Origin of the sequence: Streptomyces sp. NPDC020807, from assembly GCF_040641575.1 — a bacterium.
Lineage (GTDB): Bacteria > Actinomycetota > Actinomycetes > Streptomycetales > Streptomycetaceae > Streptomyces.
On sequence record NZ_JBFADU010000017.1, the window covers coordinates 116,483 to 139,893 of the forward strand.

Consider the following 23,411-nt stretch of genomic DNA (forward strand, 5'->3'; position numbering starts at 1 on the left):
TTCATCCGAGGACCAGCCTTTCGGCGAGGTCCTGGAGGCGTATCCGGGCGAGGGCGAGGTTGCCGGTGTCGCGGTCGAGCCAGAGGTGGAGGAAGACGCTGCTGTCGAAGGAGGTCTCGACGAAGCGGAGGACGTGGTAGCCGCCGCGGGTGGTGACGATGAGGTCCTCGACGGGTGGTCCGGGGTCTCCGTCGCCCTTGGTGAAGGAGTCGAACTCGGCTGCGGAGCGGGCAAGTTCGGCGGTCTCCGCGGCGGTCGTCTCGTGGTCGCCGACCGGTGACTCGCCCGCCGTGCCGAGGGCGAGTCCGCTGGTCCAGTCGACCAGGGAGGCTCCTCGGGCACCGGGCAGGGTCATGGCCTCCATCAGGCACTCGTCGATTCCGGGCATGCGGACTCCCCTCCCGATGCGGCGCGCGGACGAACGGCGGTGTCCGTGACGTTACTCAACGCATTGGTGTTCGGGGGGTGTTCTGGCATTTTCCATCGGAACATGCCGACGGACGCCAGGAATTGACCGAGGTCGTTCGCTCAGGCGCGCGATTCGACGGCGTTCGCGATCTCGGACAGGTCCTTCGTGAGCGCTTTCGCGACCGCTTTCGCTCCGAAGCGGGCGAGCAGCCGGGCGGCGAAGCCGGGGGCGCGGCCGCCGGCGGGCCGGGCGGAGAACGTCATCCGCAGGCGGGTGGCGCCCTCGCCCGCGGGGGTGAGGGTGAGCTCGGAGACGTACCGCATGCCGTGCGACTCGGCGACGGTCACGTACCGGTCGGGCGGCTCGCACTCGGTCACCGTCATCTCCTCGGTGGCCTCCTTGCCGAGCATCCGCCGGGTCTCGCGCCAGCGGGTTCCGACGTCGAAGCCGCCGGGGGTGAGGACCTCGACGCGCTGGACGCCGGAGAGGACGCGAGGCATGTCCCGGAGGTCGGTGATCGCCTCCCAGACGCGCCCGGGGGAGGCGGCGACCCGGCGCTCGACGACGACGGAGGTGGTGGAGCCCGTACCCGTACTGGTCATGTTGTCATCGAAGCCGGGGCGCCCGTCTCCCGCTACCGGAGGAGGGCGTCCGCCTCTGCGCCGCCCGCCTCCTGGACGAGCTCGTCGAGGGTCTGCGCCCTGCGGACGGTCGAGAAGGCCACGGCCCCGTCCTCGCCGAGGGTGAAGCCGTGGACCGCGGGGCGGGGGAGGGTGTTGTAGGCGTAGTGGTGGGCGAAGTAGTACGCGCCGGTGTCGGGGACGGCGACGACGTCGCCGGGGCGCAGGAGCGGCAGCGCGCGGCCGGTGGCGAGGAGGTCGCCGGCGAAGCAGGCGGGGCCGGCCACGTCCTGGACGGTGGTCTCGCCGGCGCGGGGGCGGCCCTCGGCGTCGTACGCGAGGATCCGCAGCGGCCAGGAGTCGGGGGCGTAGACGGTACGGGTGGCGAGCTGGACGCCCGCGTGGGTGACGGCGATGGGGCGTCCGCCGGAGGTCTTCGTGTACTCCACCCGGGCGAGGACCGTGCCGTGCTTGGCGAGCAGGGAGCGGCCGAACTCGGTGACGAGGCGGTAGCGGCCGTCGAGGAGTCCGGGGGCGGTGTCGGCGAGCAGCCGGGCGTACTCGGCGTAGGTGGGGGTCTCCTCGTCGGAGTCGAAGTTGACCGGGAGGCCGCCGCCGATGTCGATCGTGTCGATCTGCTGCCGTCCCGCCTTGCGGTTGATCTCCTCGGCGAGGGCGTACGTCTCCGCGACGCCCTCGGCCATCAGGGCGAGGGGGACGCCCTGGGAGCCGGTGTGGGTGTGCAGGCGGGTGAGCCAGGGGCGGTCGAGGAAGGCGCGGACGACGGTGTCGCGGGCGCCGTCGTCGCGGAGGGCGACGCCGAACTTGGAGGTGGCGGTCGCGGTGGAGAGCGCGCCGATGGAGCCGGCTCCGACCTGCGGGTTCACTCTCAGGCCGAGGCGGGAGGCGGTGGGGGCGGAGGCCATGAGGGCGTCGAGGCGGCCGAGCTCCTGGAGGTTGTCGGCGTTGACGGCGATGCCGAGGGCGAGGGCCTGGCGGAGGTCGGCGGGGGTCTTGGCGGGGGAGTCGAGGACGGTGTGGGTGGGCGGGATCCCGGCGGCGCGGGCGAGGGCGAGCTCGCCGGGGCTGGCGACCTCGACGCCGAGTCCGGCGTCGTGGAGGAGGCGCAGGACCGGGACGAGCGGGGCGGCCTTGACGGCGAAGGCGTGGAGGACGGTGGCATCGGTGACGGCGGCGAAAGCGCTGGTCAGGGCGGCGGCGGAGGCGCGGATGCCGGTGGTGTCGAGGAGCGCGACGACGGGCTCGGTGGGGGAGAGGAGTCCTTGGTCGACGGAGGCTCGGACGGCGAGATCACGACGGTAGGAGGCCATGGGGGCCATCCCATCACCCGGGCTCACCGGTTCGGGTGAAGCGGCCCCTGTTGACTACAGATATTCATCGCGTCAGGATGTGAATATCTGAACGACATTCGAGGAGGCACCCCCATGTCAGGACCCCGCCCCGTACGAGCCGCGCGTGGTACGGAACTGAGCGCCCTGGGATGGCAGCAGGAAGCCGCCCTCCGGATGCTCCAGAACAACCTCGACCCCGAGGTCGCCGAGCACCCCGACAAGCTCGTCGTCTACGGCGGCACCGGCAAGGCCGCCCGCGACTGGCGCTCCTTCGACGCCATGGTCCGCACCCTGCGCACCCTCAAGCAGGACGAGACGATGCTCGTCCAGTCCGGCCGCCCCGTCGGCGTCATGCAGACGCACGAGTGGGCCCCGCGCGTCCTCCTCGCCAACTCCAACCTGGTCGGCGACTGGGCCAACTGGGAGGAGTTCCGCCGCCTGGAGCACCTCGGCCTCACCATGTACGGCCAGATGACGGCCGGCTCCTGGATCTACATCGGCACCCAGGGCATCCTCCAGGGCACGTACGAGACCTTCGCCGCCGTCGCCGCGAAGAAGTTCAACGGCACCCTCGCCGGCACCATCACCCTCACCGCCGGCCTCGGCGGCATGGGCGGCGCCCAGCCCCTCGCCGTGACGATGAACGACGGCGTCGCCATCTGCGTCGACGTCGACCCGCGCGCCATCGAGCGCCGCATCGAGCACCGCTACCTGGACGTGAAGGCCGACAACCTCGCCCACGCCCTCCAGCTCGCCGTCGAGGCCCGCGACGCCCGCCGCCCGCTCTCCATCGGCCTCCTCGGCAACGCCGCCGAGCTGCTCCCGCAGATGCTCGCCGAGGGCGCCCCGATCGACATCGTGACGGACCAGACCTCCGCCCACGACCCGCTGTCCTACCTTCCGATCGGCGTCGCCTTCGACGACATGGCCGACGCGGCGGCGAAGGACCCGGCGGGCTTCACCACGCGCTCCCGCGAGTCGATGGCCAAGCACGTCGAGGCCATGGTCGGCTTCATGGACGCGGGCGCCGAGGTCTTCGACTACGGCAACTCGATCCGCGGCGAGGCCCAGCTCGCCGGCTACGACCGCGCCTTCGCCTTCCCCGGCTTCGTCCCCGCCTACATCCGCCCCCTCTTCTGCGAGGGCAAGGGCCCGTTCCGCTGGGCGGCCCTCTCCGGCGAGGCGAGCGACATCCACAAGACGGACAAGGCGATCCTCGACCTCTTCCCGGAGAACGAGTCGCTGCACCGCTGGATCAAGATGGCCGGCGAGCGCGTCCACTTCCAGGGCCTGCCCGCCCGCATCTGCTGGCTCGGCCAGGGCGAGCGCGACAAGGCCGGCGACATGTTCAACGACATGGTCGGCAACGGCACCCTCGCCGCCCCGCTCGCGATCGGCCGCGACCACCTCGACTGCGGCTCGGTGGCCTCCCCGTACCGCGAGACCGAGGCCATGCTCGACGGCTCCGACGCCATCGCCGACTGGCCGCTGCTCAACGCCATGGTGAACGTCGCCTCCGGCGCCTCCTGGGTCTCCATCCACCACGGCGGCGGCGTCGGCATGGGCCGCTCCATCCACGCCGGCCAGGTCTCCGTCGCCGACGGCACCAAGCTCGCCGGCGAGAAGATCCGCCGCGTGCTCACCAACGACCCGGGCATGGGCGTCATCCGCCACGTCGACGCGGGCTACGACATCGCCGAGCGCGTCGCCGACGAGAAGGGCGTCCGCGTCCCGATGCGCGAGGGTGACTCCGCGTGACCCCGGCCCCCGACGGCACGGACGGCACGGCCGGGGAGACCACCTCCCCGGCCGTGCCGGTCGCCCCCTCCTCCCCGTCCTTCCACGCCATGTGGCGCAGCCTCGCCCCCATCGGCCGCAACGCCGACTCCGGCGGCTACCGCCGCTACGCCTGGACCGCCGCCGACGCCGACTGCCGGCTCTGGTTCCGGATGCAGGCCGAGGCCCGCCGCATGGACGTCGAGACCGACCGCAACGGCAACCAGTGGGCCTGGCTCGGCGACCCCGCCGCGGGCGACGCCGTCGTCACCGGCTCCCACCTGGACTCCGTCCCCGACGGCGGCGCCTTCGACGGCCCCCTCGGCGTCGTCTCCGCCTTCGCCGCCCTCGACGAGCTCCGCAAGCGCGGCGTCTCCTTCAGGCGGCCCCTCGCCATCGTCAACTTCGGCGACGAGGAGGGCGCCCGCTTCGGCCTCGCCTGCGTCGGCTCCCGCCTCACCGCCGGACGCCTGACGAAGGAGCAGGCGTACGAGCTCCGCGACGCGGACGGCATCACCCTGCCGCAGGCCATGGAGGCGGCCGGCCACGACCCGTCGGCGATCGGCCCGGACCCCGAGCGGCTCGCCCGCGTCGGCGCCTTCGTCGAGCTGCACGTCGAGCAGGGCCGCGCCCTCGACCTCTCCGGCGACGCCGTCGGTCTCGCCTCGGCGATCTGGCCGCACGGCCGCTGGCGGTACGACTTCGCCGGCGAGGCCAACCACGCCGGAACCACCCGGCTCGTCGACCGCCGCGACCCGATGCTCACCTACGCGGAGACCGTCCTCGCCGCCCGCCGCGAGGCCGAACTCGCCGGTGCCGTCGCCACCTTCGGCAAGATCGCCGTCGAGCCGAACGGCGTCAACGCGATCCCGTCGATGGTCCGCGGCTGGCTCGACGCCCGCGCCGCCGACCAGGGCTCCCTCGACAAGGTCATCGCCGGCGTCGAGGCCGCGGCCCGCGACTACGCCGACCGCCACGGCATCGACCTCGCCGTGACCCGGGAGTCCTTCACCCCCGTCGTGGACTTCTCGCACACCCTGCGCGACGAGCTCTCCCGCATCCTGGGCGACTCCGGAGCCTCCGGCCGCCCCTGGGGCACGACCGGCAAGGTCCCCGTCCTCGGCACGGGCGCGGGACACGACGCCGGAATCCTCTCCGAGTCGATCCCGACCGCCATGCTGTTCGTACGCAACCCCACGGGCGTCTCGCACTCCCCGGCCGAATCCGCGGCCGAGGACGACTGCGTCGCCGGGGTCATCGCACTCGCCGACGTACTGGAGGGCCTGGCGTGCCGCTGACGACGTACTGGCTGGAGCACGCCTGGCTCGACACGAACGTCGAGCCGGGCGTGGTCCTCGACGTGACCGAGGACGGCCGGATCGGCGCCGTCCGCACGGGGACGGAGACCCCGCCCCCGGGCGCCGTCGTCCTCCGCGGCCTCACGATCCCCGGCCTCGCCAACGCCCACTCGCACGCCTTCCACCGGGCCCTGCGCGGCACCGTCCAGGTCGGCTCGGGCACCTTCTGGACCTGGCGCGAGGTGATGTACACCGTCGCCCAACGCCTCACCCCCGACAGCTACTTCGCCCTCGCCCGCGCGGTGTACGCGGAGATGGCGCTCGCCGGCATCACCTCCGTCGGCGAGTTCCACTACCTCCACCACGCCCCCGGCGGCAGCCCGTACGCCGACCCCAACGCCATGGGCGAGGCCCTCATCGCGGCCGCCACCGAGGCCGGCATCCGCATCACCCTCCTCGACACCGCCTACCTCTCCTCCGGCTTCGGCGCCGCACCCGAGCGCCACCAGCTCCGCTTCACCGACGGCACCGCCGAGGCCTGGGCCGAGCGGGTCTCCGCCCTCAAGGAGCGCGACGGCGTCCGTGTCGGCGCGGCGATCCACTCCGTCCGCGCGGTCCCCGCCGACCAGCTGTCCACCGTCGCCCGGTGGGCCGCCGAGCGGAACGCGCCCCTGCACGTCCACCTCTCGGAGCAGACCGCCGAGAACGACGCCTGCCTCGCCGCCCACGGCATGACCCCGACCCAGCTCCTCGCCGAGCACGGCGTCCTCGGCCCCCGCACCACGGGCGTCCACAACACCCACATGACGGACGCGGACATCGCCCTCGTCGGCTCGTCAGCCACCGGCACCTGCATGTGCCCCACGACCGAACGCGACCTCGCCGACGGCATCGGCCCCGCCGTCGCCCTCCAGCGCGCCGGCTCCCCCCTCTCGCTCGGCAGCGACAGCCACGCCGTCGTCGACCTCCTCGAGGAGGCACGCGCCATGGAGCTGAACGAGCGCCTGCGCACCCGCACCCGCGGCCACTGGACCGCCGCCGCGCTGCTCCGCGCGGCCACGGCCGACGGTCACGCGGCGCTCGGCTGGGCCGACGCGGGCACCCTGGAGACCGGGGCGCTCGCCGACTTCACGACGATCGCCCTCGACACGGTCAGGACAGCGGGACCGGTGCCGCGTCTGGCAGCCGAGACGGCGGTATTCGCAGCGTCGGCCGCGGACGTCCGGCACACGGTCGTCGGTGGCCGGCACGTCGTGCGGGACGGGGTCCACCACTCCGTACCGGACGCCGGGCAGGCCCTGCAGGACTCGATCGCCGCCCTGCGCGGCTGAAGGAGACACCCCTCATGAACACCGGCCCCGCGACGACGAACAGCACCGCCGCGACCTCCGGCCCCACGAGCGCGAACAGCGCCGTGGCGACGACGGCCACCGCCATCGTCAACATCGCCAGCCTCGTCACCAACGACCCCTCCCTCGGTGATGGTTCGCCTCTCGGACTGATCCAGGACGCGGCCGTCGTCATCGACGGCGACCGCGTCGTCTGGGTCGGTGAATCCAGCAAAGCACCCGCCACTGACAACCGGGTCGACGCCGCCGGACGGGCCGTGATCCCCGGCTTCGTCGACTCCCACTCGCACCTCGTCTTCGCGGGCGACCGCACCGCCGAGTTCAACGCCCGCATGTCCGGCCAGCCCTACAAGGCCGGCGGCATCCGCACCACCGTCGCCGCCACCCGCGCCGCCACCGACGAGGCCCTCTCCGCCAACGTGGCCCGCTACATGGCGGAGGCCCTCGCCCAGGGCACCACCACCTTCGAGACCAAGTCCGGCTACGGCCTCACCGTCGAGGACGAGGCCCGCGCCCTGCGCATCGCCGCCGAGCACACCGACGAGGTCACCTACCTCGGCGCCCACATCGTCTCCCCGGACTACGCCGACGACCCGGCCGCGTACGTGGAGCTCGTCACCGGCGAGATGCTCGACGCCTGCGCCCCGTACGCCCGCTGGGTCGACGTCTTCTGCGAGAAGGGCGCCTTCGACGGCGACCAGGCCCGCGCGATCCTCACCGCCGGCAAGGCCAGGGGCCTGCACCCCCGCGTCCACGCCAACCAGCTGACGTACGGCCCCGGCGTCCAGCTCGCCGTCGAGCTCGACGCGGCCAGCGCAGACCACTGCACCCACCTCACGGACGCGGACGTCGACGCCCTCGCCTCGGGCAACACGGTCGCCACGCTCCTCCCCGGCGCCGAGTTCTCCACCCGCGCCCAGTGGCCGAACGCCCGCCGCCTCCTCGACGCGGGCGTGACCGTGGCCCTGTCCACGGACTGCAACCCCGGCTCGTCCTTCACCTCCTCCGTCCCCTTCTGCGTCGCCCTCGCGGTACGGGACATGGGCATGACCCCCGACGAGGCGATCTGGTCCGCCACGGCGGGCGGCGCCGCCGCCCTGCGCCGTACCGACGTCGGCCGCGTCGCCCCCGGCGCCCGCGCCGACCTCACCGTCCTGAACGCCCCCTCCCACGTCCACCTGGCGTACCGCCCGGGCGTGCCGCTCGTCGCGGAGGTCTGGCGCGCGGGCACCCGGGTCGCGTAGGACACGCGCGAGGGCCGGTCCGTCCCGGGGGACGTACCGGCCCTTCGCCGTGAACGGGCGTCAGAAGGTCAGGGTCCAGCCGATGATGGATCCCGCTCCGTCCGCCGCCGTGTCGGTGGCGCGCAGCTTCCACGTGCCCCGCGTCGGCGACGCGCTCGCGTCGACCACGTACGTCTCGTGGATCTCGGTGCCGCTGTCCTTCGGCGCCGCCGCCCGCAGCAGGTAGGCCCGGCCGTCCGGAGCGACGAGCTCCAGCTTCAGGTCACCTCGCCACACGTGGTGGACGTCGACGACGACCCGGGTGTTCGTGGGGGCGTTGCCGCCGAGCTTGCTGCCGACGACCACCGGGGACTCGGCCGAGCCGAGGTCGGCGATCGGACGCTCGGTCCAGTCGGCGAACCAGGGGAAGTGCAGGGTCCATCCGACGATGTGACCGCTGGAGCCGGCCGACTTGTCGTTGACGCGGAGCTTCCAGATGCCCTTGGCCTGGTGGGCGCTCGCGTCGACCTCGTACGTCTGGTAGATCTCGCCGACGTTGTCGGTGGCGGAGGCGCGGCGCAGTGGCGTGGTGGCGCCGTCCGGGTAGACGAGGTCGATGTCGAGGTCACCGGTCCACGAGTGGCTGACGTCGACCTCCACCAGGAGCCGGGCCGGGGCGAGGCGGTCGCGGGTGACCTCGATCGACGACTCGGCGACGCCGGGGTCCGGGATCGGGACCGTGTTCCAGTTGTCCCAGTTGGGGAGCGCCGGGTCGGGCTGCGGGGCGACGGTGCCGCCGGTCACGGCGGCGTTGACGTCGATGCGCGGGGTGGTCGCGCCGGTGTACGTGATCGGGGTCCCGCTCGACTTCAGCAGGGTCTCCAGCTCCGCGACCGTCTTGGTCGGGTGGGCCTGGCGGAGGACGGCGAGGGCGCCCGCGACGTGCGGGGCGGCCATCGAGGTGCCGTTCTTGCTGCCGTACGCGCCGCCGGGGACGGAGGAGACGATGCTCGTGCCGGGTGCGAGGACGTCGAGGAGCGGGCCCCGGTTGGAGAAGGAGGACAGCTGGTCGTCGTCGGTGGTGGAGCCGACGGTGATCGCGGAGGAGACGCAGCCGGGGGCGGCGACGGCGTCGGTGAAGCCGCTGTTCCCGGCGGCGACGACGGTCGCGACGCCCTCGGAGAGCAGGCTGTCGATGACCGGCTTGCGCGGGTCGGCGGCGCAGGCGGCGGTGTAACGCCCGGCTCCGAGGCTCATGTTGGCGGCGACCACGTTCGTGCCGGCCCTCTTCAGGGCCTGGACCTTCTCCAGGGCCTTGATCTGGGAGCTGGTGAAGCTGAGGACGCAGGGGGCGTTGCCCGCGCCGCAGTACTCCTCGTTGTCGACCTTCGAGAAGACCTGGAGGGCGATGATCTGGGCGCCGGGGGCGACGCCCCGGGTGGGCGACCCGGTGATCCCCGTGCCGTTTCCGGCGACGATGCCGGCGACGTGGGTGCCGTGCGAGCAGGCGGTCCCCAGGGTCGCGCAGGGGCCGGCGTCGGCGTCGGCGCTGCCCGCGCCCTCCTGGACGTTCGCGCCGTTGGGGCAGAGGCTGGTGGCGTTGTAGGTGTCGTCGTTGACGGAGAAGCAGGCCTCGGTGGTGACGCGGTTGCCGAGGAAGGGGTGGTGGGTCGCGACGCCGGTGTCGAGGACGGCGACGGCGGTCCCGGCCCCGGTCTTCCCGGCGGCGGCGGTCTTGTCGCTGCCTATCTTGACGGTCGACTCGTTCAGGCTGGGCGGCGAGGGGACGTCCTCGGTGACGCGGACGACGCCGGCCTTGGCGTTGAGCTCCTGGAGTCCCGCGGTGGTGACGCGCAGGGTGACCATCGGGAGCGTGTCGTACGAGACGACGGTCGTGCCCGCGTCGTCGGCGGAGGCGAGGTCGGTGCGCGCTTGCGTCACGACGTTGACGCGTACGGTCCCGTCGGCGGCGGCCTGGTCGAAGAGGGCCGCGGGGACCGGTCCGTCGGCGGTCGGCGTGAGGTCGTCGGCGAGGGCGGTGGTGGCGGGTGTGGCGGCGAGGAGGAGGGCTGCCGCGGCACCGAGGGCCGCTCTCCATGCGGGACTTTTCATGACTTGTCTCCCAAGTGGGCAAAAGAATGGGGGCGGTTGGCGGCATGTCAGTCATGCGTCTCGCCTTCCGCCCCCGGATTCCTTACTGCGGGGGTGTGGTGCTGCCTGCGATCAGGTCGCGTAGGCACCGTTCTTCGCGCGGCCGATGACCGCTACGAAGCCGTAGTAGACGTTCGCGATCTTGCGGCAGGCGCCGGTGGTCCAGTACTTCGGGCAGGTCTTGTTGTAGAGCAGGTTCCAGAACTCGGCGTCGGCCTGCCAGCCCTTGTACTTGTCCAGGTAGTAGCGGTAGCCCTTGTAGGCGTTGCCGATCGTGCCGTAGCCGTAGTCGTGCGAGTCGCAGGCCGCGCGGAAGTCGTAGCCGAGCGGCTTGTCGGGCGCGGTGGTGCAGTGGTCGTAGTAGATGCCGCGGACCGAGGTGCCGGTCGGCGTCTTGGTCCAGAAGGGGTTGCGCCAGCCGTAGTGCGCGACCTTCGTCGAGCAGCCGGAGCGCGAGTAGCGCATCCAGGTGTAGGCGGTGGAGCACTGGCTCGGGTACGCGTACGGGTCGTTGATCTCGGAGCCGGAGAAGTCCTCGGCCGCCGGGGCGACGCCCTCGGGCTGGTCCTGGCTCGGCGATCCGGTGGCCGTGCTGCCGGGCACCGGGACCGTGCCCGTGGTCTCGGTCGCGCTCGGTGCGACCGCCTCGCCGGCGTAGGCCAGCTCCCAGCGGGCGCCGTCCTCGGAGGTGAGGGAGGTGACGCGGTCGATGCCGTCGTACGTGTAGGTGTTGAGGTCCGCGCCGGCGGCCGGGTTGCTGACCTTCGTCAGGAGGCCCGCGCCGTCGTACGAGTACCGGGCGAGGGTCTCGACGGTCGCGCCGGAGGTGACGCTGATGTCCTTGACCTGGCCGGCCACGTCGCCGAGGGTGCTGCCGGAGGCGGTGGTGACGGTCGCGTAGGTGACCTTCACCGTCTGGGCGGCGGTCTCGCCGCGGGCGGGCTCGTTGATCTGCTTGACGCGGCCCGCGGTGTCGTAGGAGACCGTGCTCATCTTGGTCGCCGTGGAACCGACGCCGCTCACGCGCCAGTTGTCGGCGCCGGTGCCGACCTGCTTCCAGGTGACCTTCGGCTTGAGGTCGGCGGCGGCGTACGCGGTGCCGGCGGCGGTGACCGGCGCGTCGTCGCCGGTGGGGGCCACGGTGAGGTCGACGTTCTGCGTCTCGGTGGCCGTCGTGGCCATCTGGCCGAGGAGGTCGTCCCAGACGCTGTTCACGACGATCGTGGAGCCGTCGGCGGCGGTGTACGTGGTGGTGCTGCCCCCGTCGGGGCGAGCGAGGGAGTCGGTCAGGTTGTACCGGACCGAGTCGTTGAGGTCGAGGTCCTTGGTGGTGACGAAGCCGGAGCCCTGCGACAGCTGGCGGTTGAGCTGGCCGCCGAGGAACTGGGCCTGCCAGCTCGGACCGAAGACGCCGAGGTCGCTGCGGGTGGTCGGCGCGTCCAGGGCCTGCGCCACCCCGGCGCCGGCGCCGGAGACGATGTGGGTGCGGCCCATGAGGCTGATCGGGACGTCGTTCTCGGTGAGCTGGAACTGGTCGTCGTCCGACTGGTACGTACCCGGGCCGACCTCGCTGATGACGCCCGTGGTCTGCGGCTGGGCCGGCGGTTCCTCCGTGGCCGAGGCCGTGGGGGCCTGGGGGAGCAGGAGCGCCAGTGACACGGCGGCGACTACAGGGACAACACTTCTTCGCACGGTTTCTCTCCCGTCTGGACCGATCCGTTGTGATCGATTGCCCGGACTTTATGGACGCCGTGACAAGCCCTGCAATGCCCCCGATGACCACTCAGGGGCCCCTAGGCGCAAGGGTGTTACCCCCGTAGGGGGGTGACTTGAGTACCCGTACTCATGTGGCCGTCGGAGGCCGCCGAACAGGATGAGGGCATGAGAATCCACCGCATCACCACCGCCCTCGCCGCCGCCGGCCTCGCCTCTCTCGCCCTGGTCGGGTGCGGTTCCCAGACGACCGGTACGGGCGCGACGCCGGGCTCCGCGGGAGGCACCGTCCGTCCGGTCGGCGCCACGGCGAGCCCGAGCGCCACGGCCACCGCGCAGGACACCGCCTCCCTCAGGCGCTTCACCAAGGTCGTCCGTGCGATCAACAACGAGTGCCGGGTGACCCCGCCCGGCCGCCCGTCGGAGTTCCCCGAGTCCGACGCGGAGCTCGTGGACGGCGGCTACGGCCCCGACAATCCGCCGCCCACCCAGGACGGCATCGGCCCCGACCCGGACTCGTCCGAGGGGCCTCCCGTGGACTACAACTCCCCGCTCGAACCACGCGACTACACGGAGGTCCCGCTCGACGCCGAGATCCGGTGCATCACCGGCAGGCACGCGGACCGCATCCGGGAGGGCCTGGGCGGCAAGGGCGTCGCCGACGCGCAGGCGCTGCGCGCCGCGCTCCTGAAGCTGGACTACCCGGCCTCCCGCGTCCACGCCATGCCCGCCCGGGGAGGCGCCCCCGTCGTTCGCGTGGACCTGCGGATCGACTCCCAGGCGGCCCTGGAGATCGTCGGCGGCCCCGAAGGGCCGGTGATCGAGCCCTTCGGGGCGGTGGCCGACCCGGACCTGCGGATCACGGAGGTCAAGCGCGGCTAGGGCGTGTCCGGCGGATCAGGGTCGGACAGGCCCCAGGTCACTCCTCGACGGTGAGTCCCCGGCGGAGCCGGGCCAGGGTGCGGGAGAGCAGCCGGGAGACGTGCATCTGGGAGATGCCGAGCTCGGCGCCGATCTCGGACTGGGTCATCCCGGAGACGAAGCGAAGGGAGAGGATCAGCCGTTCGCGGGCGGGCAGCGAGGCGATCATCGGCTTGAGGGAGGCGATGTACTCGATCCCGGTGAGGCCGTGGTCCTCGTAGCCGATCCGGTCGGCGAGCGCCCGCTCGCCGTTGCCGGTGTCGTCCTCGTCGGTCGTGGCGTCGAGCGAGGCCGCGGTGTACGCGTTCCCCGCGGCCATGCCCTCGACGACCTCGTCCGGGGTGATCCCGAGCTCCTCCGCCAGTTCGGCGACGGTCGGGGCGCGGTCGAGGCGCTGGGTCAGCGTGTCACCCGCCTTGGCCAGGTCGATCCGCAGCTCCTGGAGCCTGCGGGGCACGTGCACGGACCAGGAGGTGTCCCGGAAGAAGCGCTTGATCTCGCCGATGATCGTCGGCATCGCGAAGGTGGGGAACTCGACCCCGCGGGACAGCTCGAACCGGTCGATGGACTTGATGAGCCCGATCGTGCCGACCTGGACGATGTCCTCCATCGGCTCGCTGCGGCTGCGGAACCGGGCGGCGGCGAACCTCACCAGGGCCAGGTTGAGTTCGACGAGGGTGTTGCGGACGTACGCGTGTTCGTGGGTGCCCTCCTCCAGTACGGCGAGGCGGGCGAAGAGCTCCTTGGAGAGCGCCCGCGCGTCGTCGGGTCCGGGGGCGGTCCCGTCCGGCCCCGTCAGGGGGAGGGACGGGGTCGTCGGGGGGAGGTGCGGGATCGTCGACGGCGCGTGGGGGGTGTGCGGGGCGTCGAGCCGGGGTGACATGGTTCGTCTCCTTCGTGGTGCTTCCGCTGCGGTGTGCGGCGCCTCCGAGGCCGGTCGTGTCGGACGCGCTGTGGGGGGTCCAGCGCGGTGTTCCCTTCTAGCCCTACCTGGTCAACGGCGATGGTTGCAAGTACCAATATTCCGCTTTGGGATGGTTTGTGGGGGACGGCATGTGCGCCGAGGCGGGCCCCGCTTGTAGGGTCGGGACGCGTCAGTCGGCATCCGTGAGAGCGAGGGAGAGGGACGTCCATGGACCGCGAGCACATCGACAGCGGGCAGCCCGCGCGGCTGCGGGTCGAGGCCAGGACCCTGGACGCGGAGAGCGAACTCCTCGTACCGGCGGGTGAGCTCGACCACCACACCGCGGCGCTCCTGCGGACACCCCTGGAGGCCGCGCTCGACGCGGGCCGCTCGCGGCTCGTCGTCGACTGCTCGGCGCTCGACTTCTGCGACTCGACCGGACTCAACGTGCTGCTCGGCGCCCGGCTGCGGGCCGACGCCGCGGGCGGCGGGGTCCATCTCGTCGGGATGCGCCCCGCGGTCGCCCGGGTCTTCCGGATCACCGGCGCGGACGCCGTCTTCACGCTGCACGAGACGCTCGCGACGGCGCTCCCGCCCGGCTGACGAGGGCCGCGTCCGGACGGGCACCCCCGCCCGCGCCCTCTCCGCGCTCCGCGAGCCCCCCGGGGCCCGCACCCCCAGGACCCACACGTCCGCCCCCTCTGTCTCGTCGATCGGTGAGGTGAAGCGCTGATGGACCATCCTTCCGACGCCCGTACGCTCGCCCTCGGCGAGACCAGCGGCACCGTCCCGCTCGCCCGCGACTTCACGCGCTCGGCGCTGCACGAGTGGGGCTGGCTCCCGGCGGCCACCGCCGACCGCAGGGCGGCCGCCGAGGACGTCCTGCTCGTCGTCTCCGAACTCGTCACCAACGCCTGCCTGCACGCCGAGGGGCCCGAGAGCCTTCGCGTCGTACGGAGGCACCAGGTCGTCCGTCTCGAAGTCACCGACCGGGGGGCGGGGAACCCCGCGCCCCGCACCCCGCACCGGGCCGGACGGCCCGGCGGGCACGGCATGTTCATCGTGCGGCGGCTCTGCCTCGACTGGGGCATCGAGCGGGTCCCGGGTGCCCCCGGCAAGACCGTCTGGGCCGAACTGGCCGCACCCGTATAGGACTTTCACAACTTCACCCGCTCCACCGGCTTCCCTCCTCAGGGCCCCCGGCGTACCTTGACGGCCAATCTGAAAGACCGTCAGTTATGTTGCGGTGAGGGGTGTTCGGGGTGTCCAAGGTGACGAACCGGGGGAGAACGACCGCCGGCCTCGCGGCCGCGGCCGCGGTGGCGGGCGCGACCGTGCTGATCGGGGCGCCGGGAGCGCACGCGGCCGTGGTCGACGTGAGCTACGCCTGCGAGACGAAGATCGGGCCCAACAGCGCCGTCTCGCCCGTCGACGTCAAGGCCGTCAAGAGCGGCAGCGGCTACACGATCACGATGTCCTTCGAGAAGGGCGTCTCGGGAAGCCCGATCGAGCTGGCCAAGGGCGTCATGAAGCCGCGCGCCGAACTCGTGCTCGGCGGCGCCGACTCGGGCAGGCTCAAGGTCACCGGCGTGCCGAACAGCGCCGCCATCCCGAAGGACACCCCGATCAAGATCGGGACCCTCACCGGCACGTACACGCCGAAGAAGAACGGCAAGGTCACCTTCACGGCCGGCGTCCTCACGGTCAACGCCCTCGGCATGGACGCGGCCGTCTGCACACCGAAGAACAACCCCAAGCCCTCGCTCGAACTCGACGTGACCGGCGTCGCGGGCGGCGGCTCGGGCTCGGGCAGCGGGTCCGGTTCCGGGAGCGGCTCCGGTTCGGGCAGCGGGTCCGGTTCGGGCAGCGGGTCCGGTTCGGGCTCGGGCTCGAACGAGCTCCCCAAGACCGGCCCGCTGGACTCCGCCATGGCCCTCGGGACCCTCGGCGGCACCGTCGTGCTGACCGGCGCCGCCGGAGTCCTCTGGCTCACGCGGCGCACGGCACGCTGATGCGCGCGGCTGCGACCCGCCCGGGGCCCGGGCGGAGGGCGCGGTTCCCGGCCCACGCCCTCGCCGCCGTCGCGGCCGCCCTCCTGGGCGCGGTCGCGGCGGCGCCCCCCGCCGCTCGGGCGTGGACGGCGGAGCCCGCCGCCGGACGGCCGTACGCCTACCTGGAGGGCCCCGTGGGCAGCGTCCTCCAGGACACGCTGTCCCTGTCCAACCCCGGCGCGGCCCCGCTCACCGTCCGCCTCACGGGCCACGGCACCCCGGTGGCCTTCGCCGCGCGGACGGTGACCGTGCCCGCCAGGACCCGCGCCGACGTGCCCTTCGCCGTGACCGTCACCGCGGACACCCCGCCCGGCGACCACGAGGGCACCGTCCGCGCGGCTGCCGACGGCCGCGAGGTGAGCGTCTCGCTGCGCCTGCGGGTCAGCGGCCCGCGCCTGGCCGCGCTCACCGTCGAGGACGTGAGCGTCGACCGGGCCGCCCGCGCCCTCCGCTACACCCTGGTCAACCGCGGCAGCACCGTCCTCGCCTCGCCGACCCTCGCGGTCCGCGCCGAGGGCCTCCTCGGCACGGTCCTCGACCGCCCCGAGCGCGCCCTGCCCCTCACCCTGCGCCCCGGCGAGCGCGCGACCCGTACCGAACCCTGGCCCGACCCGCCCGCCCTCGACTCCGTCACCGTCCTGCTGACCGCCGCCGCCCCCGGCGCCACCCCCGCCACAGCCCGCGCCGAGGCCGCCTTCGCCTCCGGCCCGGCGCTCGCGGGCACGGCCGGGGTGCTCCTCGCGGCGGCCGGGGCCGGGGCGTACGGGGTACGGGCGCGGCGTGGCAGGGCCCGTACCCAGCGAGCGTCGGCGGGAGCGAGAACATGAGGCGGACGAGGCGGACGAGGCCGGTGACGCGGCCGACGTGGACGACGCGGACGGGGTGGTCACGGACGGGGTGGCCGCGGACGGCCGCGGCCCTGATCGCCGTGCTCGCCCTCGCCCTGCTGCCCGCGGTCCCCGCGACAGCGGCCCCCGGGCCCGTCGTCGAGCTCTCCGCGACCGAGGGCGGCAAGGGCGGCACGCTCACCGTCAGCGGCAGCGGCTGGAAGCCCGGCGCGCTCCTGATGCTCCTGGTCTGCGGCCAGGCGACCCCCGAGGCCGGCGTCATCGGCGGCACCAACGCCTGCGCCAACGGCGACGGACGGGCCGCCACGGTCGACTCCCGGGGCGGCTTCAGCGCGAAGCTCCCCGTCTCCGAACCGCCCAAGCCCTGTCCGTGCGTGGTGCACGTCGCCGGACTCACCGGCCAGCAGGACGCCGTCGACAAGGCCTTCGTGGTCGCCGGGCACCCCACCGCCCCCCTCCCCGAGGTCTCCGGCAACGGCCGCCTCGCCGTCCTCGCCGCCGTCCGGCTCGACGGCTCCAGCGGCCTCCTCGTCTGGTTCGGCGCGCCCCCGCGCCGGGAGATCGTCTTCACCGTCGGCAACCTCGGCTCGGCGCCCGTCAAGGACCCGGTCTTCGAGGTCGGCACGAGCCACGGCGTCTTCGCGCCGCAGTACGAGGAACGCCAGTGGACCGGCACGATCGCCCCCGGCAAGAAGGCGCTCGTCCGGCTCCCCGCCGAACTCTCCGCGGGCGCCCACGGCGACTACCAGGTCTCCGTCCGCTACGCGGGCAAGGTCCTGGTCGAGCAGCCGTGGGGGGTCGGCAGGCCCTGGGGCGTGACGCTCTTCTGGCTGCTGCTCGCCGTGGTCGTCCCGGCCGCCCTGTTCCGCATCGGCATGGCCGTCGTGGACCGGGTCAGACCCGCGACCGGCGCCCGTACGCGCACGCGTGCCCGCACTCGTACCCGTGCCCGCACCTCCACCCGTACCCGTGCACGGACCCGTGCACGTCCGTCCGTGTCCGCCCTTCCCGCCGCCGCCCCGGCGGCCGGGGGAGTCCCGGCGGACCCGGACGGCGAACCGACCACGGTCCTGCCGTGGTTCAGCCCTGACTCCGCACCGTCAGCGCCAGAGAGCAGCAGCCCGACGACGAAAGGACAGGCGTGAGTACGCAACGGAGGATGAGCGCGGCCGGCGTCGCGCTGATGCTCGGCGGCGCGGGAATCCTGTATGCCGCCGGCCCCGCGCAGGCCGCCGAGGTCTCGTACAAGACGGAGTGCGTCCCGCCGCCGATCGCCCAGCTTCCGCCCATCGAGGGCACGACGAAGGTGGAGCTCACGGCGCCGGCGGAGGCGAAGGTCGGCGACGAGGTCGAGGTCGTCTGGAAGATGATCCAGGGCGCGTCGAAGAACCCCGACAAGCTCGACCTCAAGGCGGACAGCGTGCAGCCGACCGGCGTCGTGACGCTGGGCGGCGCGGCGAGCGGCACCGTCGAGATGGTGGGGCCGCGCAAGAACCCGCCTGTGCCGAAGAACAGCCCGATGCCGCTGTCCGAGATGCGCGGCAAGGTGAAGCTGACCAAGGCGGGCGAGGTCACCCTGACGCCAGGGGCGTACAACATCAACGTCAACTGGCCGATCTCGACGGACACGAAGTGCACGCCGAAGGAGCAGGTCCCGGTCGCCGCGAAGATCAAGGTCACGGACGGCACGGGCTCGACCTCGGGCGGCACGACGACCTCGGGCGGTACGACGACCTCGGGCGGTACGACGACCTCGGGCGGTACGACGACGACCTCGGGCGGTACGAGCACGACGACCACGTCGGGGGGTACGAGCACGACCTCGGGCGGTACGAGCACGACGACGTCCGGCGGCTCGGCGGGCAGCAGCACGACCACCACCTCCGGCGGCTCGGCGAGCAGCACCACCACGACGTCCGGCGGCTCGGCGACCGGCACGGGCAGCACGGGCGGGTCGACGAGCAGCTCGGGGAGCGCCACGAGCACCTCCGGAGGCGGCTCCACGGCCACCGCGGGCGGCACCGCGACCGGCGGCGGCAGCGGCGGCCGGACCGACTTCCCGGGCAAGGAGGTCGTCGTCACCTACGGCTGCACGATGGGCACCTCGGGCGACATCAAGTCCAAGGTGACGATCAACGCCAAGAAGAACGGCGGTGTCTACGACCTCACCGTGAAGACCGGCAAGGGCGTCATGGACAGCCCGGCCGACCTCGACAAGGGCGCCCTCACGCCCTCGATGGCGATCACGGTCGGCGGGGCGGACAGCGGCACGGTCACGGTCACGGGCAAGCCCAACGGCACCGCGCTCAAGACGGGCGCCCCGGTCAACCTGGAGGACATGACGGGGACGTACCGCCCCGGCGCGACCGGGAAGGCGACGCTCTCACCCGGGACCCTGACCATCACGGTCAACCTCGCGGGGCAGGAGCTCAAGGTCCCCTGCACCGTCAAGGGCACAGCCCCCGTCTCCCTGACGCTCGACACGAGCAAGCAGGCGGGCGGCACGACCGGCGCCACCACGACCGGCTCCACGACCACCCAGGGCAGCACCACCGGCTCGGGCGGCACCACCGGCTCCGGCGGGTCCTCCGACACCGGCGGGAACCTCGCCGAGACCGGCAGCTCCGGCGGTGACGGCGCCCTGCGCGCCCTCGCCCTCGTCGCGGGCACGGTCATCCTGCTCGGCGGCGCGGTGTTCACCTTCACCCCGTGGGCGCGCCTGCGGCGGTAAGGGCCGCGGAAACGGCGAAGGCCGCCGCACCGAACCGGTGCGGCGGCCTTCGCGCGTGTCACACGGGCGTCAGTGGACGCTGCCCATGAGCGACTGGACCTTCTTGCGGTACATGAAGACCGCGAAGCCCGCGAGGACCGCCAAGCCGGCTTCCATCGCGATGATCCCTGTGCCGTTGAGGTCGACACCGGCGAGGGAGAGCAGACCGGTCGTGCAGTCACCGGCGGTGACGGCGAGGAACCAGACGCCCATCATCTGGGAGGCGTACTTCTGCGGCGCCATCTTCGTGGTGACCGAGAGGCCGACCGGGGAGAGGCACAGCTCACCGATGGTCTGGATCATGTAGATCGAGACCAGCCACATCGGGGAGACCTTCGTGCCGTCGCCGGCCATGTTCATCGGGACGATGAAGACGAAGAAGGACGCGCCGACGAGGACCAGGCCCATCGCGAACTTCACGATGGTGTTCGGCTCCTGGTTCTTGCGGGCGAGCCACAGCCACAGCCACGCGAAGACCGGCGCGAGCGCCATCACGAAGAGCGGGTTCAGCGACTGGTACCAGGTGGCCGGGAAGCCGAAGCCGAAGACGGTGTCGGCGGTCTTGCCGTCGGCGAAGAGCGACAGGGTCGAGCCACCCTGGTCGTAGATCATCCAGAAGACGGCGGCGGCGACGAAGAACCAGATGTAGCCGGTCATCTTCGACTGCTCGGTCTTGTCGAGGTCCTTGTCGCGCTTGATGCGGACGAGAACGGCGACCGGGATGATCAGACCCGCGAGGGTGATCGGGACGAGCGCCCAGTTCAGGGTGTACATGCCCAGGGCCACGACGACGCCGTAGAAGGCGGCGGCGAGGACGGCGACGAGCGAGACCTTGACCAGGATGCTCTTGCGCTCGGCCGGGGAGAGCGGGTTCGGGACGACGTTGCTCTTCGGGCTGAGGTTCTTGGTGCCCAGGAGGAACTGGAGGAGACCGAGGCCCATGCCGACCGCGGCGAGCGCGAAGCCGAGGTGCCAGTTGACCTTCTCGCCGACGGTGCCGACGACGAAGGGCGCGACGAAGGCACCGAGGTTGATGCCGATGTAGAAGAGCGTGAAGCCACCGTCACGGCGCGGGTCGTCCGGGCCGTCGTAGAGGTGGCCGACCATCGTGGAGATGTTGGCCTTGAGGAGACCGGAGCCGGCCGCGACGAGCGCGAGACCGACGAAGAACATCGCCTGGCCGGGGATCGCGAGCGAGAAGTGACCCGCCATGATCACGAAACCGGCGATGGCGACGGTCTTGCGGGCGCCCCAGACGCGGTCGCCGAACCAGCCGCCGGGCATGGCCATGAGGTAGACCATCGACACGTACACGGAGTAGATCGCCGTGGCCGTGGCCGCGGTCATCGCCAGGCCGCCGCCCTGGGTGCCGGTGGCCGCGTCCGCGCCGCCGGAGACCAGGTAGAGCACCAGAAGGGCCCGCATGCCGTAGTAGGAGAAGCGCTCCCACATCTCGGTCATGAAGAGGGTGGCCAGACCACGGGGGTGGCCGAAGAACGTCTTCTCAGAACCGGACCCAGGGGTTCCGGTCGAAGCCGTCGTCAGGCTGGACGCCATGTCGATCCTTGCTCTGTCGGGACGCTCGCCTTGTGAGCGTGATGCGCCCGGTGGGGGAGGCCGGCACCGGAGGAGCCGTCGGACTCCACCGGGATCCACGCCCCGGGAATCGCGTCATCGCGTCCCGGAACCCGGCCCACAGGTCGTTCACCGTCTTCAAGGTTCGGCGATGCCGACCTCACGCAGAAAGAGGACCTCGGCGCACGAAGCAGGCCATAGGTCCCCGATTACCGCTACAGACGTCTCGACACCATACGACACGACAGTGCCGGATATGGAAGGACTTGAGAGATGGATCACAGGTAACAACGCAACCACGGAAGGGCATTCGAAGGTCATGAGCAGGATGCCCACAAGATCCCCAGGGGTCACCCGGCAGTCCGCGGCGGAGGCGGTGCCCCGGGCGCCGCCGCCGGGGAACCCGCCCCGGCCCGCCACCCGTGCGGACTACCATCACCCCATGACCCGTGTACTGCTCGCCGAGGACGACGCATCCATCTCGGAGCCGCTGGCCCGCGCCCTGCGGAGAGAGGGATACGAGGTCGAGGTCCGCGAGGACGGCCCCACCGCCCTCGACACCGGCCTCCAGGGCGGGGTGGACCTGGTCGTCCTCGACCTGGGCCTGCCCGGCATGGACGGCCTGGAGGTCGCCCGGCGGCTGCGCGCCGAAGGCCACACGGTCCCGATCCTGGTCCTGACCGCCCGGGCCGACGAGGTCGACACGGTCGTCGGACTCGACGCGGGCGCCGACGACTACGTCACCAAGCCCTTCCGTCTCGCCGAACTCCTCGCCCGCGTCCGGGCCCTCCTCCGGCGCGGCTCCACCGAGCCGGTCGTCGCCCCCTCCACCCACGGCGTGCGGATCGACGTCGAGTCGCACCGCGCGTGGATGGGCGACGAGGAGCTCCAGCTCACGGCGAAGGAGTTCGACCTGCTCCGGGTCCTCGTCCGGGACGCCGGCCGGGTCGTCACCCGCGACCAGCTGATGCGCGAGGTCTGGGACACCACCTGGTGGTCCTCCACCAAGACCCTCGACATGCACATCTCCTGGCTCCGCAAGAAGCTCGGGGACGACGCCGCCAACCCCCGCTACATCGCCACCGTGCGGGGAGTCGGCTTCCGCTTCGAGAAGAGCTGAGCCCCTCTTCCTCCGCCCCCCCACTTGCCGGTAGGTCCCCCACCATGCGCCGCCGCCTGATCAACTCCACGCTCGCCGTGGTGCTCGTCGTCATCGCCGTCTTCGGCGTCTCCCTCGTCATCGTGGAGACCCGCACGATCTCCAGCAGCGCCCGGGAGAGCGTGGACTCGGAGGCGGTGCGGATCGTCTCCATCGTGGACAGCCGCCTCATCGGCGGGGAGCCGGTCAACCCGGACATCCTCGCCGAGCAGAGCGGCGCCAAGCGGTACGCGCGCATCATGATCCCCGGCCGGGACCCGATCGAGATCGGCACCCGCCCCACCGGCGAGGTCATCAGCGGCGAGGCCGTCGGCGAGCGCGGCGAGACGGTGATCGTCGAGGAGCCCCGCTCCGCGATCATGGCCGAGGTCGGCCGCACCCTCCTGATCATCGGCGCCGTGGCGCTCCTCGCCGTCGTCGCCGCCGTGCTCCTCGCCGTACGCCAGGCGGACAAGCTGGCCTCGCCGCTCACCGACCTCGCGGAGACCGCCGAACGGCTCGGCTCCGGAGACCCCCGGCCCCGGCACAAGCGGTACGGGGTCCCCGAGCTCGACCGCGTCGCCGACGTCCTCGACGCCTCCGCCGAGCGCATCGGCCGGATGCTCACCGCCGAGCGCCGCCTCGCCGCCGACGCCTCCCACCAGCTCCGTACGCCCCTGACCGCGCTCTCCATGCGCCTGGAGGAGGTCGCGCTCGCCGACGACCTGGAGACGGTCAAGGAGGAGGCGACGATCGCGCTCACGCAGGTCGAGCGGCTCACCGACGTCGTCGAGCGGCTCCTCACGAACTCCCGCGACCCCCGGACGGGCTCCGCCGTCGCCTTCGACCTCGACGAGGTCGTCAAGCAGCAGCTGGAGGAGTGGCGCCCGGCCTACCGCAGCGCGGGCCGCGCCATCGTCCGCTCCGGCAAGCAGGGCATGCGGGCCGTCGGCACCCCGGGCGCGGTCGCCCAGGTGCTGGCCGCCCTGATCGAGAACTCGCTCATGCACGGCGGCGGCACGGTCGCGGTACGGACCCGGGTCACCGGCAACCAGTCGGTGATCGAGGTCACCGACGAGGGCCCGGGCGTCCCGGCCGACCTCGGCGCGCGGATCTTCGAACGGGCGGTGAGCGGCCGCAGCTCCACCGGCATCGGCCTCGCGGTCGCCCGCGACCTCGCGGAGGCGGACGGCGGGCGCCTGGAACTGCTCCAGCAGCAGCCGCCGGTCTTCGCGCTCTTCCTGAGCCGCGAGGTCAGGGGAGTGACGGAGCGGGAACGGCCCGTGCGCTGAGGCTCCGGACCAGACGGGTTC

The 23,411-nt window shown here is 72.6% G+C and carries 20 protein-coding genes; 13 read left to right on the plus strand and 7 right to left on the minus strand.

Annotation, left to right across the window (positions count from 1 at the left end; genetic code table 11):
* Nucleotide 1 precedes the first annotated feature (1 nt).
* From AB0G79_RS23500 to AB0G79_RS23510, 3 genes are all read right to left on the minus strand, one after another.
* Entirely contained in the window at nucleotides 2–388 is a 387-nt protein-coding gene (locus tag AB0G79_RS23500; protein ID WP_360809470.1) for a hypothetical protein, read from the minus strand.
* Nucleotides 389–528: 140 nt separating this feature from the next.
* Nucleotides 529–1,011, minus strand: a complete 483-nt coding sequence (locus AB0G79_RS23505; protein ID WP_360809472.1) for an SRPBCC family protein — start codon at nucleotides 1,009–1,011, stop codon at nucleotides 529–531.
* A gap of 32 nt (nucleotides 1,012–1,043) precedes the next feature.
* On the minus strand, nucleotides 1,044–2,369 hold the full coding sequence (locus AB0G79_RS23510; RefSeq protein ID WP_360809474.1) for a diaminopimelate decarboxylase: 1,326 nt from the start codon (nucleotides 2,367–2,369) through the stop codon (nucleotides 1,044–1,046).
* A 105-nt stretch (nucleotides 2,370–2,474) separates the two neighbouring features.
* Here AB0G79_RS23510 and hutU point away from each other — a divergent pair, with 105 nt between their 5' ends.
* The 4 genes from hutU (at nucleotide 2,475) to hutI (ending at nucleotide 8,048) form a co-directional block, all read left to right on the plus strand.
* The gene (gene hutU, locus AB0G79_RS23515; RefSeq protein WP_360809476.1) at nucleotides 2,475–4,139 is read left to right on the plus strand and encodes a urocanate hydratase; all 1,665 of its coding nucleotides are present in this window, start codon (nucleotides 2,475–2,477) and stop codon (nucleotides 4,137–4,139) included.
* An 89-nt stretch (nucleotides 4,140–4,228) separates the two neighbouring features.
* Nucleotides 4,229–5,455: an allantoate amidohydrolase gene (locus tag AB0G79_RS23520; RefSeq protein ID WP_360809552.1), complete on the plus strand. Its 1,227-nt coding sequence runs from the start codon at nucleotides 4,229–4,231 to the stop codon at nucleotides 5,453–5,455.
* Nucleotides 5,446–6,786 (plus strand): formimidoylglutamate deiminase, encoded by a 1,341-nt coding sequence (locus tag AB0G79_RS23525; protein WP_360809478.1) that lies wholly within the window; start codon nucleotides 5,446–5,448, stop codon nucleotides 6,784–6,786. Before AB0G79_RS23520 ends, AB0G79_RS23525 begins: the two co-directional genes overlap by 10 nt.
* A 14-nt stretch (nucleotides 6,787–6,800) precedes the next feature.
* Nucleotides 6,801–8,048, plus strand: coding sequence for an imidazolonepropionase (gene hutI / locus AB0G79_RS23530; protein WP_360809479.1), 1,248 nt, complete (start codon nucleotides 6,801–6,803; stop codon nucleotides 8,046–8,048).
* Between the two features lie 60 nt (nucleotides 8,049–8,108).
* Here the strand turns inward: hutI and AB0G79_RS23535 are convergent, their stop codons facing one another.
* Nucleotides 8,109–10,139, minus strand: coding sequence for a S8 family serine peptidase (locus AB0G79_RS23535; protein ID WP_360809481.1), 2,031 nt, complete (start codon nucleotides 10,137–10,139; stop codon nucleotides 8,109–8,111).
* A 111-nt stretch (nucleotides 10,140–10,250) separates the two neighbouring features.
* Nucleotides 10,251–11,837, minus strand: a complete 1,587-nt coding sequence (locus AB0G79_RS23540; RefSeq protein WP_360809483.1) for a phospholipase A2 — start codon at nucleotides 11,835–11,837, stop codon at nucleotides 10,251–10,253.
* Nucleotides 11,838–12,059: 222 nt separating this feature from the next.
* Here AB0G79_RS23540 and AB0G79_RS23545 point away from each other — a divergent pair, with 222 nt between their 5' ends.
* The gene (locus AB0G79_RS23545; protein ID WP_360809485.1) at nucleotides 12,060–12,773 is read left to right on the plus strand and encodes a hypothetical protein; all 714 of its coding nucleotides are present in this window, start codon (nucleotides 12,060–12,062) and stop codon (nucleotides 12,771–12,773) included.
* Nucleotides 12,774–12,810: 37 nt separating this feature from the next.
* On the opposite strand, the gene AB0G79_RS23550 is transcribed toward AB0G79_RS23545, so the two are convergent.
* Nucleotides 12,811–13,695, minus strand: coding sequence for an RNA polymerase sigma factor SigF (locus AB0G79_RS23550; protein WP_360809487.1), 885 nt, complete (start codon nucleotides 13,693–13,695; stop codon nucleotides 12,811–12,813).
* A 249-nt stretch (nucleotides 13,696–13,944) separates the two neighbouring features.
* Between AB0G79_RS23550 and AB0G79_RS23555 the strand changes: the two genes are divergently transcribed.
* The 6 genes from AB0G79_RS23555 (at nucleotide 13,945) to AB0G79_RS23580 (ending at nucleotide 19,346) form a co-directional block, all read left to right on the plus strand.
* On the plus strand, nucleotides 13,945–14,319 hold the full coding sequence (locus AB0G79_RS23555) for an STAS domain-containing protein (RefSeq protein ID WP_360809489.1): 375 nt from the start codon (nucleotides 13,945–13,947) through the stop codon (nucleotides 14,317–14,319).
* A gap of 129 nt (nucleotides 14,320–14,448) precedes the next feature.
* Nucleotides 14,449–14,868, plus strand: a complete 420-nt coding sequence (locus tag AB0G79_RS23560) for an ATP-binding protein (RefSeq protein WP_360809491.1) — start codon at nucleotides 14,449–14,451, stop codon at nucleotides 14,866–14,868.
* 119 nt (nucleotides 14,869–14,987) lie between these two features.
* The gene (locus AB0G79_RS23565) at nucleotides 14,988–15,728 is read left to right on the plus strand and encodes a peptidase (protein WP_360809554.1); all 741 of its coding nucleotides are present in this window, start codon (nucleotides 14,988–14,990) and stop codon (nucleotides 15,726–15,728) included.
* Nucleotides 15,728–16,594 (plus strand): hypothetical protein, encoded by an 867-nt coding sequence (locus AB0G79_RS23570; protein ID WP_360809493.1) that lies wholly within the window; start codon nucleotides 15,728–15,730, stop codon nucleotides 16,592–16,594. Before AB0G79_RS23565 ends, AB0G79_RS23570 begins: the two co-directional genes overlap by 1 nt.
* A gap of 92 nt (nucleotides 16,595–16,686) precedes the next feature.
* Entirely contained in the window at nucleotides 16,687–17,760 is a 1,074-nt protein-coding gene (locus AB0G79_RS23575) for a hypothetical protein (protein WP_360809556.1), read from the plus strand.
* A 14-nt stretch (nucleotides 17,761–17,774) separates the two neighbouring features.
* A complete protein-coding gene (locus AB0G79_RS23580; RefSeq protein ID WP_360809495.1) occupies nucleotides 17,775–19,346 on the plus strand; it encodes a hypothetical protein in 1,572 nt (523 codons plus the stop codon).
* Nucleotides 19,347–19,415: 69 nt separating this feature from the next.
* Here AB0G79_RS23580 and AB0G79_RS23585 read toward each other — a convergent pair whose 3' ends face one another.
* Nucleotides 19,416–20,942, minus strand: a complete 1,527-nt coding sequence (locus AB0G79_RS23585; RefSeq protein WP_360809497.1) for an oligopeptide:H+ symporter — start codon at nucleotides 20,940–20,942, stop codon at nucleotides 19,416–19,418.
* Between the two features lie 460 nt (nucleotides 20,943–21,402).
* Between AB0G79_RS23585 and AB0G79_RS23590 the strand changes: the two genes are divergently transcribed.
* The gene (locus AB0G79_RS23590) at nucleotides 21,403–22,080 is read left to right on the plus strand and encodes a response regulator transcription factor (RefSeq protein WP_360809499.1); all 678 of its coding nucleotides are present in this window, start codon (nucleotides 21,403–21,405) and stop codon (nucleotides 22,078–22,080) included.
* Nucleotides 22,081–22,124: 44 nt separating this feature from the next.
* Nucleotides 22,125–23,390, plus strand: a complete 1,266-nt coding sequence (locus AB0G79_RS23595) for an ATP-binding protein (protein ID WP_360809501.1) — start codon at nucleotides 22,125–22,127, stop codon at nucleotides 23,388–23,390.
* Nucleotides 23,391–23,411 lie beyond the last annotated feature (21 nt).